14 protein-coding genes are annotated in these 16,484 nt (G+C 70.9%); 5 read left to right on the forward strand and 9 right to left on the reverse strand.

What is annotated here, in order from left to right:
- Nucleotides 1–198 precede the first annotated feature (198 nt).
- On the reverse strand, nucleotides 199–825 hold the full coding sequence (locus tag ACIOHC_RS39630) for a TetR/AcrR family transcriptional regulator (RefSeq protein ID WP_351081528.1): 627 nt from the start codon (nucleotides 823–825) through the stop codon (nucleotides 199–201).
- A 162-nt stretch (nucleotides 826–987) separates the two neighbouring features.
- Here ACIOHC_RS39630 and ACIOHC_RS39635 point away from each other — a divergent pair, with 162 nt between their 5' ends.
- Nucleotides 988–1,869 (forward strand): phosphatase PAP2 family protein, encoded by an 882-nt coding sequence (locus ACIOHC_RS39635; RefSeq protein WP_351081526.1) that lies wholly within the window; start codon nucleotides 988–990, stop codon nucleotides 1,867–1,869.
- Nucleotides 1,866–2,837 (forward strand): DMT family transporter, encoded by a 972-nt coding sequence (locus tag ACIOHC_RS39640; RefSeq protein ID WP_351081524.1) that lies wholly within the window; start codon nucleotides 1,866–1,868, stop codon nucleotides 2,835–2,837. Before ACIOHC_RS39635 ends, ACIOHC_RS39640 begins: the two co-directional genes overlap by 4 nt.
- Before the next feature lie 113 nt (nucleotides 2,838–2,950).
- On the opposite strand, the gene ACIOHC_RS39645 is transcribed toward ACIOHC_RS39640, so the two are convergent.
- Complete coding sequence (locus ACIOHC_RS39645; protein WP_351081522.1) at nucleotides 2,951–3,544, reverse strand: PadR family transcriptional regulator; 594 nt, start codon at nucleotides 3,542–3,544, stop codon at nucleotides 2,951–2,953.
- A gap of 91 nt (nucleotides 3,545–3,635) precedes the next feature.
- The gene (locus ACIOHC_RS39650; RefSeq protein ID WP_351081520.1) at nucleotides 3,636–5,651 is read right to left on the reverse strand and encodes an NADPH-dependent 2,4-dienoyl-CoA reductase; all 2,016 of its coding nucleotides are present in this window, start codon (nucleotides 5,649–5,651) and stop codon (nucleotides 3,636–3,638) included.
- A gap of 235 nt (nucleotides 5,652–5,886) precedes the next feature.
- Between ACIOHC_RS39650 and ACIOHC_RS39655 the strand changes: the two genes are divergently transcribed.
- Nucleotides 5,887–6,414: a DoxX family protein gene (locus tag ACIOHC_RS39655; protein WP_351081518.1), complete on the forward strand. Its 528-nt coding sequence runs from the start codon at nucleotides 5,887–5,889 to the stop codon at nucleotides 6,412–6,414.
- Nucleotides 6,415–6,478: 64 nt separating this feature from the next.
- Here ACIOHC_RS39655 and ACIOHC_RS39660 read toward each other — a convergent pair whose 3' ends face one another.
- From ACIOHC_RS39660 to ACIOHC_RS39680, 5 genes are all read right to left on the reverse strand, one after another.
- Nucleotides 6,479–8,095, reverse strand: coding sequence for a chitobiase/beta-hexosaminidase C-terminal domain-containing protein (locus ACIOHC_RS39660; protein WP_351081516.1), 1,617 nt, complete (start codon nucleotides 8,093–8,095; stop codon nucleotides 6,479–6,481).
- Between the two features lie 292 nt (nucleotides 8,096–8,387).
- Nucleotides 8,388–9,578, reverse strand: coding sequence for a PP2C family protein-serine/threonine phosphatase (locus ACIOHC_RS39665; protein ID WP_351081514.1), 1,191 nt, complete (start codon nucleotides 9,576–9,578; stop codon nucleotides 8,388–8,390).
- A 344-nt stretch (nucleotides 9,579–9,922) separates the two neighbouring features.
- Entirely contained in the window at nucleotides 9,923–10,828 is a 906-nt protein-coding gene (locus tag ACIOHC_RS39670) for a polysaccharide deacetylase (protein WP_351081512.1), read from the reverse strand.
- A gap of 17 nt (nucleotides 10,829–10,845) precedes the next feature.
- On the reverse strand, nucleotides 10,846–12,063 hold the full coding sequence (locus ACIOHC_RS39675; protein ID WP_351081510.1) for an aspartate/glutamate racemase family protein: 1,218 nt from the start codon (nucleotides 12,061–12,063) through the stop codon (nucleotides 10,846–10,848).
- Complete coding sequence (locus ACIOHC_RS39680; protein WP_351081508.1) at nucleotides 12,060–13,409, reverse strand: MFS transporter; 1,350 nt, start codon at nucleotides 13,407–13,409, stop codon at nucleotides 12,060–12,062. The genes ACIOHC_RS39675 and ACIOHC_RS39680 overlap by 4 nt, the downstream gene beginning before the upstream one ends.
- Nucleotides 13,410–13,634: 225 nt before the next feature.
- Here ACIOHC_RS39680 and ACIOHC_RS39685 point away from each other — a divergent pair, with 225 nt between their 5' ends.
- Nucleotides 13,635–14,306, forward strand: a complete 672-nt coding sequence (locus ACIOHC_RS39685) for a GntR family transcriptional regulator (protein WP_351081506.1) — start codon at nucleotides 13,635–13,637, stop codon at nucleotides 14,304–14,306.
- A gap of 78 nt (nucleotides 14,307–14,384) precedes the next feature.
- Here the strand turns inward: ACIOHC_RS39685 and ACIOHC_RS39690 are convergent, their stop codons facing one another.
- Entirely contained in the window at nucleotides 14,385–15,227 is an 843-nt protein-coding gene (locus ACIOHC_RS39690) for a methyltransferase domain-containing protein (protein ID WP_351081504.1), read from the reverse strand.
- A 165-nt stretch (nucleotides 15,228–15,392) separates the two neighbouring features.
- On the opposite strand from ACIOHC_RS39690, the gene ACIOHC_RS39695 reads away from it, so the two are divergent.
- Nucleotides 15,393–16,013, forward strand: coding sequence for a TetR family transcriptional regulator (locus tag ACIOHC_RS39695; protein ID WP_351081502.1), 621 nt, complete (start codon nucleotides 15,393–15,395; stop codon nucleotides 16,011–16,013).
- Nucleotides 16,014–16,484 lie beyond the last annotated feature (471 nt).

Raw genomic sequence — 16,484 nt, forward strand, 5'->3', positions numbered from 1 at the left:
GTAGGGGGGGGGGGGGGGGTGGGGGGGGGGGGGGGGGGGGGGGGGGGGGGGGGGGGGGGTTGGTTGTGGGGGGGGGGGGGGGGGGGGGGCCGCGGCCCCCCCCCCCCCCCCGCCCGGATGGTGCGCCGCCCCCGTCCCCACGGTGCGGCGCGAGCGGGTCGTCGTCATCCGCTCGGACGGCGACCCACGTCTTTCGGGTCACTGGGGTGCGGACGCGTCCAGTCCAAGTGCGGGGAGGACGGCGTTCTCCACGAAGCGGGTGAGATAGGCCTCGTCCGCGTACTTCCCCTCCAGCAGCGGACGAGCGCGCATCACGCCCAGCAACTGCGCGGAGACGAACTCCGCCGCCGGGGTGTCCGCCGGGATCTCGCCGCGCTCCGCGCCGCGCCGGACCATTGCGTCGATCGCCGCGATCTCCGGCACGATCAGTGCCTCACGCAGCGCGCACAGCAGCTCGGGACTCTGCAGTGCGGCATGGCTGAGCGCGTGCATCAGTGGGGTGTCGCGGCCCGATCCCGCGCCGATGGCCCGTGCCGCCTCGCGCAGATCCCCTGCCAGTGTGCCGGTGTCGATGTCGGGCAGCACTGCCCGCCGGGTGCCGTGGAGTGCCGCCACGACCAGTTCGGGCTTGGAGCCCCACTGCCGGTAGAGGGTGGACTTGCCGCAGCGTGTGCGCGAGGCGACCCCTTCCATCGTGAGGGCCTCGTAGCCGGACTCCCTCAGCATGTCGAGCACGGCCGTGTAGAACTCCTGCGCCCGCTCCGGCGTGATCTTCGAGCGGCGGGGCGTGTGTGCCGGTTCCTGCGCGGCTTCCTGCGGCGACATGCGTTTTCCCTCTCAGCGATTCTGCGACGAGGTTCATCGATACGCCAGTGTACCGAAACGCACGTGTACCGATACGTTCGCGTATCGGTACACTGGCGTATCGATATGGCACGGGCTGAGCCCTGCCTCCGCAACACCGCTTCGTCAGCAAAGGGGCACCGGATGAGGTACGCCGGTAGCGAGCCCGCAGGTCGGGAGCCGGACAGTACTGCCCGACCGCCCCTCCTCCGCGAGCTTCTTCTCGTCGTGGGACTCTTCGTGATCTACAAGCTCGGCCGGCAGGCCGCGAACGGTCATGTCGAGGAGGCGTACCGCAACGCGGGCAACGTCTGGGACCTCGAACGGTCCTTGCACCTGCCGGGCGAAGGCGCGGTGCAGAATCTGCTGCTCCACGACGAGACGCTGACCCACCTCGCGAACACCTACTACGCGACCGTGCACTTTCCGGCCACGCTGCTCTTCCTCGTGTGGCTGTACTGGCGCCGCGCGCGCCACTACGTCTGGTCGCGCCGCATCCTCGCCGCGCTCACCGGTGCCGCGCTCGCTCTCCATCTGCTGTTCCCGCTCGCCCCGCCGCGGCTGCTGGCCGCCGCAGGTCTCGTCGACACCGGCCAGGTGTACGGGCCGACGGTGTACGGAGCGACGCCGGCGACCGACTCGATGGCCAACCAGTTCGCCGCGATGCCCTCGCTGCACTTCGGCTGGGCGGTGATGGTCGCCGTGGGGCTGATCGTCGCCACCCGCAGCCGGTGGCGCTGGCTGTGGCTTCTGCATCCGCTCGTCACCCTGCTGGTGATAGTCGGCACGGCCAACCACTACTGGCTCGACTCGATCGTGGTCTCCGCGCTTCTCGCGGTGGCTTTCGCCGCGTTGCCCCTGCGGCGCGCGGAGCCGGTACGGGCCCACGTCCCATGGCCTTCCACCGTGAGTGCGCCCACGTCGACGGTCCTGCCGCACCCCGCCGATCCCGCCCCGCCGACCGCGTACACCCCACCGCGGGCCCACCCCGCGTCCTCGTACGCGTCGTCCGGAGCGCGGCGATGAACGCCACCCTGATCGCCGTCGCGCTGTCCCTGGTCTCCGCCGCCGCGTATGCCTCGGCCGCGGTGGCGCAGGCCCGGCTCGCCGGGCGCACCGAGCCGGACGCCGGGGTCCTGAGGCTGCTCGGGCGGGGCGCCTGGTGGTCGGCGGTCGCACTGAACGCGGGCGGCGCGCTGCTGCACGTCGCGGCACTCAAGTACGGGCCGCTCACACTCGTCCAGCCGCTCGGCGCCCTCACCCTGGTCGCGGCCGTCCCGCTGGGTGCCAGGACCGCCGGACGCCGGGTCACCCGCATCGAATGGCGCGGCACGATCCTGACCCTGCTCGGGCTCGGTGCCCTGTTGATCACCGCGGGCGGCACCGCCCCGCACGAGACGCTCAGCCTCCCCGAAGCACTGGCCGTCGGGGCCGGAACCATGGCTGTCGTCGCCGGACTGAGCCGCCCGGGGACACGCCCAGGGCTGCGGCACGCGGCGGCCTCCGGCATCACCTCGGGAGTCGCCTCGGCGCTCACCCAGACCCTGACCGTCTCCGTCGCCGACCACACCGGCCCACTGTTCAGCCGGCATCTGGTGATCGTCGCCCTCCTCGTCTCCACGTTCGCGATGGGCGGGCTGCTGCTCTCCCAGACCGCCTACCGGGGCGGTCTGGGTGCGCCACTGGCCGTCGTCACCCTCGCCAATCCGGTGGCTGCGGCGGCCATCGGCCTGGCCCTGCTCGGCGAACGCCTCCAGGGCGGCACGATCGGCCTGGTCCCGGCGCTGCTCGGCACGGTCGCGGCGGTACGGGGGGTGATTCTGCTCAGCCGTGCGCAGGCCCGGGCACAGCCCCTGGCCGTCGCCGGCCCGGCCGCGCCCGATCCGAAGTCCGCGGCAGGATCACCGTCGCGCGTGGTGATCGGGAGCCGGGTGCCGCTGGAGCAGCCGGTGCTGCGCCCCGAACTGGGCGGGACCCCGGTGGGCGGACCGTGACGCGCCGAAGCGGCTCGGCCGCCGGTGACGAATCGCGGCGACGTGACATTCACCGGCCGGGGCGTCATGTACGGAATCCATCCACACACCGACCCGTCACGCGCGAGCCCCGCTCACTCGTCGGGACGGCCGACGGACCGGCGGATCCGGTCTTCCTGGCCCGGCGGATCCGGCATCCGGTCCCCGCCCGGGGCCAGCGCCCGGGTCAGCCAGCCGATCCAGAAGTTCTCCAGATCGATGCCGCCGCGCAGCACCAGATGCCGTAGCCGGTCCTCGTCGGAATTCCGCTCGGGCGGGAAGTCCCGCTTCTCGATCTCCAGATACTCCGCCAACTGCCGTCGGTGCAGCCCCAGATGACGGCGCAGCTCCGCATCGAGGCCGGGCGCTCCGACGACCGCGGCCGCCCGCATCCGCAGCAGCAGCGGATCGCGGATCTGCTTGGGGTCCTCGGAACGGGCCACCCACGCGGACAACGCCTCCCGGCCCGCAGGCAGCACCTCGTACTCCTTCTTCTGCCCACGGGAGGGCTGCTTCGACGGCAGTGCCCGGATCTGCCCCGCCTGCTCCAGCTTCCCCAGCTCGCGGTAGATCTGTTGGTGCGTTGCGGACCAGAAGTAGCCGATCGACCGGTCGAACCTACGGGTCAGCTCCAGCCCCGACGACGGCTTTTCGAGCAGGGCGGTGAGGATCGCGTGCGGGAGTGACATGGGGTGCATCCTAAGGACGGCCGGGCGGCGGCCCCATGACGGAGGGGCCGGGCCGACGGCAGCTCCCCGGGCCATGGGCGTTTCGGATCTGTCAGAGCGAGGCCGCGAGCTCCGTGCCCTGGCGGATCGCGCGCTTGGCATCCAGCTCGGCGGCCACGTCGGCGCCGCCGATCAGATGCGCCGAGCGGCCCGCGGCGACGAGCTCCTCGTACAGCTCACGACGCGGTTCCTGGCCCGCGCAGAGCACCACCGTGTCGACCGGCAGGAGACGCTGTTCGCCGTCGACGGTGAGGTGCAGTCCGTCGTCGTCGATCCGGTCGTAGGCGGCGCCCGCGATCATCGTGACGCCGCGGTGCCGCAGCTCGGTGCGGTGGATCCACCCGGTCGTCCTGCCCAACCCGGCACCGACCTTGCTGGTCCTGCGCTGGATCAGGTGCACGGTGCGTGGCGTCCTCGGGCGTTCAGGGGCACGCAGACCGCCCCGGTCGCGGTAGTCGGTGTCGACGCCCCACTGCCGGAAGAACACCTCGGGGTCGAGGCTCGCGGCCTCCCCCGAGTCGGTCAGGAACTCGGCGACGTCGAAGCCGATACCGCCCGCCCCGATGATCGCGACCCGCTCACCGACCTCTGCCCCGCCACGCAGGACGTCGAGGTAGCCGACCACGCTGGGGTGGTCCAGGCCCGGTACGGCCGGGGAGCGGGGCGTGACACCGGTGGCGAGGACGACCTCGTCGTAGCCGTCGAGCGCATCGGCCGTGACCCGCGTACCGAGCCGCAGCTCGACCTTCTCCTCCGCGAGCCGGGTACGGAAGTAGCGCAGCGTCTCGTTGAACTCCTCCTTGCCGGGAACCCTGCGCGCCACGTCGAGCTGGCCGCCGATCTCCTCCGCGGCGTCGAAGAGCGTCACCCGGTGCCCGCGCTCGGCGGCCGAGACGGCGCACGCGAGACCGGCCGGCCCGGCACCGACGACCGCCACCCGCTTGACGGTGCGCGTCGGCGACAGGATGAGCTCGGTCTCGTGGCAGGCGCGCGGATTGACCAGGCAGGAGGTGACCCGGCCGCTGAAGACGTGGTCCAGGCAGGCCTGGTTGCAGCCGATGCAGGTGTTGATCGCCTCGGCGCGGCCCTCGGCCGCCTTGACGACGAAATCGGGGTCGGCGAGGAACGGCCGGGCCATCGACACCATGTCCGCCCGTCCCGAGGCGAGGATCTCCTCGGCGACCTCGGGCGTGTTGATGCGGTTGCTCGTCACCAGCGGTACGGAGACTGCGTCGCGCACCCGCTCGGTGACCCAGGTGTAGGCGCCGCGGGGCACGGAAGTGGCGATGGTGGGGATCCGGGCCTCGTGCCAGCCGATCCCCGTATTGATGATGTCCGCTCCGGCCGCCTCGATCTCGCGGGCGAGCCGCACGACCTCCTCCAGGGAGGAACCGCCGGGGACCAGATCCAGCATGGAGAGCCGGTAGATGAGGATGAAGTCGATGCCGACCCGCTCACGGACCCGGCGCACGATCTCGACGGGGAACCGGATGCGGTTCTCGTACGAGCCGCCCCAGCGGTCGGTGCGCCGATTGGTCGCGGTGGCGATGAACTCATTGATCAGATAGCCCTCGGAACCCATGATCTCGACACCGTCGTAACCGGCGTGCCGCGCGAGCTCCGCCGCCCTGGCGAAGTCCTCGATGGTCTCCTCGACCTCGTCGTCGTCAAGGGCGTGCGGAGTGAAGGCGCTGATCGGAGCCTGGATCGCGCTCGGCGCCACCAGCTCGGGATGGTGCGCGTACCGGCCGAAATGCAGGATCTGCATGGCGATCCGGCCGCCGGCCTCATGGACGGCGGCAGTGACCGGCGCATGCTGCTCGGCCTCCGCCTCGTCGGTCATCTTGGCACCGCCGGGGAAGGAACAGGCCCGCGCGTTCGGGGCGATACCACCGGTGACCATCAGGCCCACGCCGCCCCGGGCACGTTCCGCGTAGAAGGCGGCCATCCGCTCGAAGCCCCGCTCCACCTCCTCCAGACCGATGTGCATCGACCCCATCAGCACCCGGTTGGGGAGGGTGGTGAACCCGAGGTCGAGCGGGCTCAGCAGATTCGGGTACGGGCTCATGCGGGGCTCCTCGCGCAGTGTCGTTGCGCCAGTTGTAGACCACCCGAAGGTCATTATGCAACAAGTTGCAAAATGGCGTGCGTTACAGAGCCGCGCATGGGGGCCGTCCCCCGGACGGCGTAACACCAGGGCACATCGGCGCTCCCTGCCACCGAGAGTGGAAACGCGGCACCCGCCGCCACGGCGTGGGGCGGGGCGTCCGAGCCGCTCCCCCCGAACCCTTGCGGAGGCTCCCATGGCCTGCCTCGACCGGCGTGATCTCGGCCTGCTCGTCCTGCGCGTCGGTACCGGCGCGGTACTGGCCGCGCACGGCACCCAGAAGCTGGCCGGCTGGTTCGGCGGAGGAGGCATCGAAGGAACCACCGCCGCGATGGAGGCCATGGGCTTCCATCCGCCGAAGTACAGCGCGGTCGCCGCCGGGCTCGGCGAGGCGGGCGGCGGCGCGCTGCTGGCCCTCGGCCTCGCCACCCCGGCGGCGGGCGCGGCAGCGGCGGGGGCGATGGCGGGCGCCGTGGCCGTCCACGCACCCGCCGGATTCTTCGCACAGGGCGGCGGCTACGAGTACCCGGCCTTCCTCGGCTTCACCGCGGCGGCGATCGGCCTGACCGGACCCGGCCGGTACTCCGTCGACCATGCCACCCGGCACAGCTTCAACCAGCCCTGGACGGTCGCCCTCGCCTTCGCGGGCAGCGCGGTCGCGGCGGCAGCGGTCGTCGGCAGGCGGGCCAGGGGCCGGGCCGCGGTCGATCCCGACGCGACCTGACCCACCCGGCAAGGACAGGGACCGGACGGCACCCCAGGGAGGGAGCCGCCCGGTCCCGGCCGCGCTACTTGCGGAACGTCAGCGAAGCGGCCGGGGAGGCGTTGCCGTACGCGTCGACGGCGACGACCCGCGCCGCGTACCGCCCGCCCTCGGCCGCGCCGGGCACCGGGATGTCGAGGGTGTTCGGCCGGGGCGCGAAGTAGAAGTCCGAGAGGATCTTGGACGAGACGACCGAGGCGCCCGTGGCCGCGTCGGTGGTGTCGACGTCGTAGTGGTGCACCATCTGGTCGTCCTCGGCCTGCGTGATCCGCAGCGCGGTGCCGCCCTCCGCGTCGTTCACCCGGGACAGCGGCCGACGGGTGGTGAACTGCGGCGCCACCGTGTTGCGTTCGGCGTCCGTGTAGCGGAAATTGTCCTTGATCTGCCCGCTCGTCGAGCCCTTGAGACGTACGGTCCAGGTGGCGCCGCTCAGGGTGCCCGCGCTGGCGTACGGCGGCTGCCGGCTCGCCGACCACTGGCCACCGGTGTAGATGTCGTGCTTGTCCGCGGCCATGTTCACCCGCGCGATCTCCGTACGGTCCTTGTGGACCTCCACGAAGAGTGCCTGTGCGGTCGGCGACTCGAAGCGGTTGGCGAGGCCGTCCTCGGTGACCATCTGGTAGCCGTGATCGATCTCGACGTAGGACATCGAGCCGTCGTTGACCGAGGTGAAGTCGCGCTGATGGATGGATCGGTCGTCGTTGATGTTCAGGTGGGAGTGGCCCGAGAAGAGGACGGTCTGCGGGAAGGCGCTCAGATCCTCCGCGAGCCGCGGGTTGGAAGCCTGCTGTCCGTCCATGGTCGTTCCGGTGGTGGGACGGTGCCCCTGGACCAGGACGGGCTTGCCCGCGTGGGCCGGGTCGGCGGTGATCGCGGCGAGCCGCTGCTTCAGCCAGGTGCGCTGGGCGGTGTCGGAGTCGTACGTCTCGGTGTTGACCGTGAGGATGTGCAGGCCCTTCACCTCCGACTCGTAGTAGCCGCCGCCCGAGTCGGGGAACCACGCCCGGGGGTATCCGGACCGTATCGCCGCGAGGCTCGCGTCGTGGTTGCCGTTGGAGATCAGCAGCCGGGTGTCGGTCATGCCCTTGCGTGCGAGGTTGGCCTGGAAGATCTCGGAGACGATCCTGTGGTCGGGGCCCTTGCCGTCGCCGTTGTCGTTGATCATGTCGCCGTTGGACAGGATCGCGTCCGGCTGCGGGAAGATCGATCCGATGGTGTCGAAGAAGCTCTCGTACTTCTTGTCGGCGCTCGCGTGGCTGCCGACATGCACATCGGACATGACGACGAGGCGGGCGAGCGGCTTCTCCCGGGATTTGATCAGATAGCCGTAGGACACCGGGACGCTGCTCTGCCCGCCGCGGAAGGCCACGGCCGTGACGTTGGTGTCCTTCTTGATCCGCAGCGGGCGGCCGGGCGAGTGGACGCTACTGTCGCGGGTCGGGGTCGTACCGTCCAGCGTGTAGCGCACGGTGGTCCCGCGCTCGGCCCGGAACCTCAGCTCCACCGCATGCTCGTACCGTCCGCCCGGGACGCTGACGCCGGGCGCGGCGGGGGTGTCGGCGCCGGGGGAGTGGGCTTGCGCGGCGGTCGGGGAGACGAGCGCGACGGACGTTGCGGCGATCACGAGAGGGGTGAGTCTCACGGGGGTCCCTGTTCTCCGGCCCGGGAAATGCGGTCCCGGGTTTCTGGTCCGGTCATGTAACGGGTTCATAACCGGTCTGAACCGAAGACGTCAGGTGGTGCGCGCCAGGCCGCGGTGGGGTCCGATCGACCACCCGATGAAGCGATCATGAATGTCTGGTTGGGGTGGCTCGGTCACGTGTGCGACGTCCGGGGGACTCCGTGGCGGATGTGCTCCCCGGGACGGCAGAGGTGTCGCCCGCCCCGGGGTGGCCGGCGCGTCCCCGGTCACCGCGTGTGCCGGTCCACGCCGGTCAACGCCGTGGACCGGTCGCTCCGTGGCTGTGGCGGAGGCCGTCGGGGCGGTTGGCGCTTGTGGGACGGCGTCCGTGACGGGGCGGGGTGGGGTCGCGGTGGATCGCGACGAGCGCCGCGTCGTCGCCCAGACGCCCGCCGACGTGGGCGAAGAGGTCGCGTCGCAGATGGTTCAGGAGCGCCTCCGGTGAGCTCTCCGTCCATCGCGCGGCCCGTTCCGTGAACGGGTAGAATTCCCCGCCCCGGTCACGTGCCTCGGTGATGCCGTCGGTGTAGAGGAGGAGGGTGTCACCGTCCTCGAAGGGGAACGCGTCCAAGGCGTAGCCGGTCGGCCCCATGCAGCCGACCCCCAGCGGGGGTGCCGGGCGCAGACTCGGCATTCTGACCGAACGCCCCGGGCCCAGGAGCAGGGGTGCGGGGTGCCCGCAGCTGGTCATGCGGACGACGTGGTCCTTGTCGGGGATCTCCAGGAGCAGCGTGGTGACGAAGCACTCCCCGGTCGCCTCCCGGGACTCGAAGTCGTCCTCGTAGCGCGCGACGCTCCGTTCGAGGGCGGCGGCGAGTTCGGGCAGACCGGTGTGCTGGTGGGCGGTCTCGCGGAAGGCGCCGAGCAGGAGGGCGGCCTCTCCGACGGCGGCCAGGCCCTTGCCCCTCACGTCCCCGATCATCACCCGCGTTCCACCCCCGGTCCGGGTGGCCGCGTACAGGTCTCCGCCGATCAGGGCCTCGTCCTCCGCCGCCAGGTACAGCGAGGCGATCCGCAAGGGGCCGATCCGGTCCGGGAGCGGCCACAGCAGGACGCGCTGTGCGGCTTCGGCCACCGACCGCACGCGCGCCAGCTCCCGTCCACGCCGCTCGCGTATCAGGGCGAAGAACACCGTCAGCGCCGAGAGCAGAGCGAGAGCGACGATCTGCACCACCATGCTCCGGGAGGACAGCACGCCGATGTGCCGACCGATGTACGCCTGGGCCGCCACGGCCAGGAGGCCGATGCCCCCGGTCGGGAGCGCGCCGGCGAACGAGGCGGTGAGCGCCGGCGCGATGACCAGCAGCGGTCCCAGACGGATGTCCTGCGGGGCGAGGATGTCCACTGTGGCGATCACGACGATGAGCGCGACGGGAATCGCCAGCAGCACATGGCTCGGCCGCCATGGTTCTCGCAGATCCGTAAACCGTTCACTGAGGCCCACGTCTTCCACAGTGCACCGCCCGCGGACCAGGCACGACTCGGCCAAAGGACCCCGCCGTGCATTCGCCGGGACCGAGCCGCGCCGCAGGGGCCGTCGTTCGGCGACCGGCACGGCGGCGCCGGACTTCGGCGTCGAACCGCGTCACCGGCCTTCCGGCAGCGCGCGGATACGGGAATCGGCACCGCCCCCGCTGCCGCGCCGACGGGCGGCTCCATCGCGGTGTGTGACGGGCGCGGTATCGAACGTCACAGCGGTATCGGCATCCGAGCGACGGCGCGCGCCGACAGCAGCCGTGGCCCCCTCTTCGAGGCGGCCGGAGAAGGGGCGCCGGATGCCGCCGTACCTCAGCGCATGTCGGCCGGCCGCTCCTCTCCCTCGAACGGGAAGCGGCGGCGGAAGTCGTCCGCCGCGTCCTCCAGCGTCACGAACGACACGCCCTCGTGTCCGGAGACGTAGTCGATGAACCGCTCCAGCATCAGCAGGACCTGCGGGCGCCCGGAGACGTCCGGGTGCAGCGTCACCGGGATCACCGCATAGTCCAGCTCCCGGTGCACCCAGTCGAACTGGTCCTTCCAGTCCTGCTCCAGGGCGCGCGGCGAGACATAGCCGTGGCTGTTGTGGGCGTGCTTGTTGAACATCATCGGCGGCAGGTCGTCGACGTACCAGTTGCCGCAGAACTCGACCAGGTCGACCTCGCGACCGTGGATGAGGGGCTTCATCCAGTCCTTCGCCTCGCCGGAGTAGTCGATCTTCGTCCAGGAGTCGCCGACCCGGGCGTAGAAGGGGGTGAAGTCGCGGTAGTTCTGCGAATGGTCGTAACTGAAGCCGTACTTGTGCAACAGAGCAGCCGTCGACTCCGACATCTCCCACCACGGTGCGACGTACCCCTTGGGCCTGCGCCCGGTGAACTGCTCGATCAGCTCGACCGACCTGGCGAGGACGTCCTCCTCCTGCTGCGGGGACATCGCGATGGGATTCTCGTGCGAGTACCCGTGCGCACCGATCTCGTGCCCCGCCTCGACGATCATCCGGGTCTGCTCGGGGAACGTCTCGATGGAGTGGCCGGGGACGAACCAGCTCGTGCGGATCCCGCGGCGCTCGAAGAGCTTGAGCAGACGTGGCGTGCCGATCTCACCGGCGAAGACACCGCGTTGAATGTCGTTGGGGGAGTCCTCGCCGCCGTAGCTGCCGAGCCAGCCGGCGACCGCGTCGACATCGACACCGAGGGCTATCCGGATGTCCTTGGGCATGGTGGCGTTTCTCCTCTTCAGTGGGATGTTCCGGTGAACCGGCCGAGGACGGCGGAGAGCCGGGTCGCCGCCGCGGTGGCGTGTGCGACGTCCGCGTCGCTCCAGGAGCGCTCGCTCAGGCTGTGCAGGGAGATCCAGCCGGTGAGGGCGTCGTCACCCGGCGCCGGTACGGGAACGAGCACCTGGGCCTGTACGCCGTACACCTCGGTCAGCGCACGCGGCGGAAGCGGCTCGGCGGTGAACCGCGGCTGGACGAGAGGGCGGCGGTGCTCCGCCAGCCACCGGACGGTGTCGAGACGCCTCTGGTCGAGGGACGCGTCGCGGCGGATGGAGCGGACGCCGGGGCCGCATACCTCACCCGCGGTGAGGTCCACGTGCAGTCCGAGCGCGGGCAGGTCGATGCGGAAGGTGGTGCGGTCCGCACCGGTCGCCGTCAGCAACGCCTCCAGCGTCTCCTGGATCCGGGCACGCGGGCTTCCCGTGTGCAGCAGCGTGCCACGGCCCGGCAGTGCGGTGGCGCCCGCGAGATCCAGGGCCTTCCACAGGGTGGCCGCCACCGAGTCGAACACCGGGACGCCCAGACTCCGTTCGAGACGGGGGGCCTCGAACGCGCCGTTCACGTTGGTGCAGACGACGGCGACGGCGTGCACGGCGCCGTCCACCGCCGTCACCGCCGCTTCCTCGATCTGACGGGCGACATCGGCGGCCGGGATCCGTGCGAAGGCCTCGTTGTCGTCCTGGCCGAACGGCTCGGCGAGGAAGCACTCCAGACCGGCCTCCTTCGCATACGTCTCCACGATCCGCTCGCACACGTCCCGGGTGTAGGGCAGCGCGAGCCCGAGGCGTGTCACCCCGTACGCGGCGCAGGCGTCCAGCAGGGCAAGCGTCGAAGTGGTGGCGGGAACGCCGGTCCCGGCGGTGATCGCCTCGGCCAGCGCGCGGTCCCGGGCCGGCCCGAGCCAGGAGCCGGATGTGCCGTTCCAGGCGATGACATCGACCTTGGAGTCGGCGAGCTGACGGGCCGCCGCCAGCATCGGACCGGTGTCGAACTGGGCGTCGCTTCCGGCGTCGAGCGCGATCCGGGTGACGGGGACACGGGCGAAGTGAGCCGTGAAGCGGGTGGTGTCGGTGCCGAGCAGGCCGTAGGTCACCGGTTCCAGACAGGTGTTGGACGACGGGGTGAGCATGCCGAGCCGTATCGGACGTGTGCGCTCGGTCAGGGACGGGTCGATCATCGGACGGCAAGCCTCCGGGAGTAGTCGATGACAAGGGACGAAGCGGTGAACAGGGCCCCGGCGCCGACGAAGTACAGGAGCGCCCAGGTGTAGGAGCCGGTGCCGCCGACGATGAAGCCGACCGCGATCGGTGTGACGATGCCGGCGATGTTGCCGGAGAGGTTCATGGCGGCGCCCACCACGCCGGCGTTGCAGCGCCCGCCCAGAACGGAGGGGAGCATCCAGTACAGGCCGGCCCAGCGCAGGAAGAACAGCACGACCGACAGCAGGAGTACGGCCGTCAGGGCATCGGGTACGAGGACGACCCCGAGCAGGCCCGCGACGACGGCCGCACCGGCGACGCCCATCATGGTGCGCATGACCGTGTTGGCGTGGACGCCCCGTGCCCGCCAGCGGTCGGCGAGCCAGCCGCCGAACAGCTCACCGACGAAACCGGCACCGAAGATCACCAGCGTCGACCAGCCGATGGTCTTGATGTCGAAGCCCTTGGTCTCGGAGAGATAGAGCGGTCCCCAGGTCAGCACGCCGTAGAAGACGCCGTTGAACCCCATCCAGCCCAGGCACATTCCCCAGAAAGACCGGTACTTGAGGTAGGCGACGAGCCGGGCCGGCTCGTCGGCGACCGGGCTCGCCGCATCCTCCTCGGCGTGTGCGCGCTCGATGTGGGCGAGTTCGGCGGCATTGACGGAGCGGTGCGCGCGGGGGGTGTCGCGCAGGTATCGGAGGGCGAACAGGCCGACGCCGACCGTCACCGCTCCCGCGACGACGAAGCTGGCCCGCCAGCTGCCCGTCCAGGTGATCAGTCCCGAGATCGCGATGCCGCCGAGTGCCGAACCCAGCGGCGCCCCGCCGTCCATCAGAACGGCGCCGCGTCCGCGTTCACGTGCGGGCAGCCACTGCGCGTTGAGCTTGCCGCCGGCCGGCATCACCGGTGCTTCGACCACACCGAGCAGCAGCCGGTAGCCGAGCAGTGAACCGACCCCGGTGGAGGCGGCGGTGAGAGAGGTGGCGAGCCCCCAGCCGACGCAGGCACCCCCCGCCATCCGGCGCGGCCCGAACCGGTCGATGAGCTTGCCCGCCGGTATCTGCATCAACGCGTAGGTCCAGAAGAACGCGCTGAGCACGAACCCGGTGACCTCCTTGGACAGGTGCAGATCCTTGGTGATCAGCGGCAGTGCCACGGAGACGGAACCGCGGTCGATGTAGTTCAGCGCGACGATGCCGAGAAGAAGGACGAAGACCTTCCAACGTGTACGTGTGGGACGTGGGTCGGGGCCCGTCCTGCTGGGCGGCGGAGCGGTTCTCGTCGAGCGGGCGGTCTCGGGCGGAGGCGGGGACGACGACATGGCGGGACCCTCGATTCGGCTGGCGATGACGGATGCAGGGGCTGACGTCGAGCTGAGGACCGTGCGTTGGCAGGGGTGCGTGAACACAGGCGTTGACAGATGCGTGAGCTCCTGACGTGCCCGTTACTCGTTATGGCATACCAAAGAATGAGTACGGGGCGGCCTCGCGTCAAGGGTTTGGTATACCGTGAGGACTTCTTTGCAGGTGGGACACGGGGGCGACACGTGACAGAGCGCGAGGCGGCACCGGCGAACGGCGGCGGCGCATGGTTGCGTGACCAGGTGTGCGAGGGAATCCGCGACAGGATCATCGCGGGGCGGCTCAAACCCGGCGACAGGCTGGTGGAGCGCGAGGTCGCGGAGGAGTTCGGCGTCTCGCGCATTCCCGTACGTGAGGCGATCCGGGTCCTGCTCAGTGAGGGTTTCCTGCAGGCGCTCTCGCCGCGCCGCATCGTCGTGCGTGAACTGTCGCATCAGGACGTGCTCAACCTCTTCGACCTGCGCGAGGCCCTTGAGGTGCTGGCGGCCCGCCGGGCGGCCGAGCGCGCGCTGCCCGCGCAGGTGCAGCGCCTGGAGCGGCTGTTGGAGAGTGCCCGCAAAGCCACCAGGTCGGGCCGGGCCGACCGGATCTCCCGCTCCAACACGGCCTTTCACCATCACATCATCGAGATCGCCGGCAATGACCTGCTCGCCTCGGCGCTCGAACCCCTGGAGGGCCGGATGCGCTGGCTCTTCCAGCAGATCGACGACCCGCATTCGGTGTGGGAGGAGCACCGCGCCCTGTACGAGGCCATCGCCGCCTCCGACGCGGAGGCGGCGGCCCGGCTCGCGCTGGCGCACGTGCGCCACTATCGCGCCGTGGCACTCGGTCTGCTCTTCGACGAGCCCGGCCCGTGAGGGGCGCACCCGCCCTCGGCCCACCCTTTGCCGAAGGTGTCCCGGGCCGTCGCGATCGGGACCGCCGCGCGAGGCCGGTCAGTTCGGGCGGTCGGCGGTGACGAGCCAGGCGGTGCTGCGCATGCGCACCGCTCCGTCCCTCTCGTGCGTGCGCAGGATGCCGGTGAGCTTCCGGCGGGCGCGGATCCGGGCGTCCTCGTCGACCTGGCTCGTCAGATGACGTCCGGGGCCCGAGTCCAGCAGGAAGTCGGCCGCGTCCTCCCCGTCGCGGCCCCACGTCCCGTACGCCTCCACGCGTGCCGTGTCGATGTGCTCGAATCCGGCGGACGCCAGCACCTCGCGGGTGCTCTCCGGGGAGGCGAGGGAGAACATGCCGGGGCTGCCGGGTGAACCGAAGCCCCCGATGGGCAGGATGTCGTGCAACTCCGCGAGGGCCCGCAGCCATTCGTTGGCCTCGGCCTCGGCGGTGCAGACGAACGCCAGGCGGCCGCCGGGGCGCAGTGCGCGAGCGATGTTGGCGAAGGCACCGACGGGATCGGCGAAGAACATCACTCCGAACCGGCTGATCGCGACGTCGTACGCGTGGGACGCGAAGTCGTGGACCTGGGCGTCGGCCTGCTCGAAGCTCACGTTGGCCGAACCCTCGCGCCGGGCGCTCTCGCGGGCCCGCGCCAGCATCGGCGCCGACAGATCGAACCCCGAGGCCGTGCCACGACGTGCGTGTCGGCCGGCCAGTCGCGTCGTGGAGCCGGTTCCGCAGCCGATGTCGAGGACCCGGTCGTGCTCCGCGATGGATGCGGCGGCGATCAGCAGTTGGTCGAAGCCCCCGTTCACGGCATCCCAACGCTCCTGGTTCCGGGCCCAGTGGTCTCCTTCGTGACCGTTCCAGGCCTGCGCCTGTGCGGTGTTGACGACACGCATGTGACTACCCCCTGTTGGACATGGCTCCTGTTGCACGGTCCCTGCCGGGCACGCCGCCCCGGACTAGAATGGGCGCTCGCCCAAACAGTATGGGCGGATGCCCATACTGGCAATCCCCTTTGTCGGCCGAGGGGTGCGCCGCGGACTCGTACCAGGAGAGGACCCATGTCACCGCGCGGAGTAGCGATTCCCGATGTTCGCGAGCGGCTCTTCGACGCCGCAGTGCGGATTCTGGCCCGTGAAGGCCCGGCCGCATTGACGAGCAGAGCCATCACCACTGAGGCGGGCTGTGCCAAGGGCATGCTGCACAAGCACTTCGACGGCCTGGACGAATTTGTCGCCGAGCTGGTCCTGGACCGGTTCGCACGCAGCGCGCGACAGGCCGCCGAACTCCACGGACGGGCCGGCCTGGCCACCATCGCCGAGAACCTCGGCGCGGTCGCGTTCGCACTGCTCGATTCCCTGGATCCCGCGGTCGCCGGCCTGGCCATGACGCGCCCGGCCACCTCCCTGCGCATCCGTGAGGCGCTGGTGGCGGGCGCACCGGGCTTCGCGGCGATCCAGGATTCGATCACCGACTACCTGGACGCCGAGATCCGGCTCGGCAGACTCGGGGCCTCCATCGATGCCGCCTCGATCGCGCTCGCCCTGGTCGGCACCATCCACCATCTCCTGATGACGAGCTGGGACGGCACACCGGGCCGCCGCGAACAGGCGGAGCGACTCGTCGCCCTGCTGGCCGGTGAAGCCCCCGGTGGTGGCGTGGCCCTCGACGGGCGGTCGTGACCTGCTTCTGCACGGTCTCCCGCCGTGGGCGTCGGATGTGTCGCGGCCACTCCACTCGACGGCAGCCGACTGCGTCAACGCCGTCACGGCACGAGAATCCGTCGAGCTGCTGAACCGGGCGCGGAGCAACGCGTCTCGGGAGACGGCGGACGCGTCGCGGCATCGCAGACGGAGCGGCGGGCCTCGGCGGTCCCCGGCCTGTGACGGGTCACGAAGTCCTGGCGGGGCTGAAGCGCCCTGCGGCAGGGACTTTGACGCATAGTCAGGACCGATGGCGGCGACGATCGCCGTGGGTGTCCCGACGGGACCGGCCGCACCGCGGAGCTCGCGTCTCCGTTCCGGGGCGCCACCGGTCCGTCAGCCCGTTGCCGGTCACAGCACTAGTAGTGCTTGGTCATGTGCGGTCTGCGATGGCGTGTCTTCTTGATGGGTCGTGTCGTTGACAGGACGTGCTGAGTGGGGAGTTGGCTG

This window comes from Streptomyces sp. NPDC088252 (assembly GCF_044740965.1).
Lineage (GTDB): Bacteria > Actinomycetota > Actinomycetes > Streptomycetales > Streptomycetaceae > Streptomyces.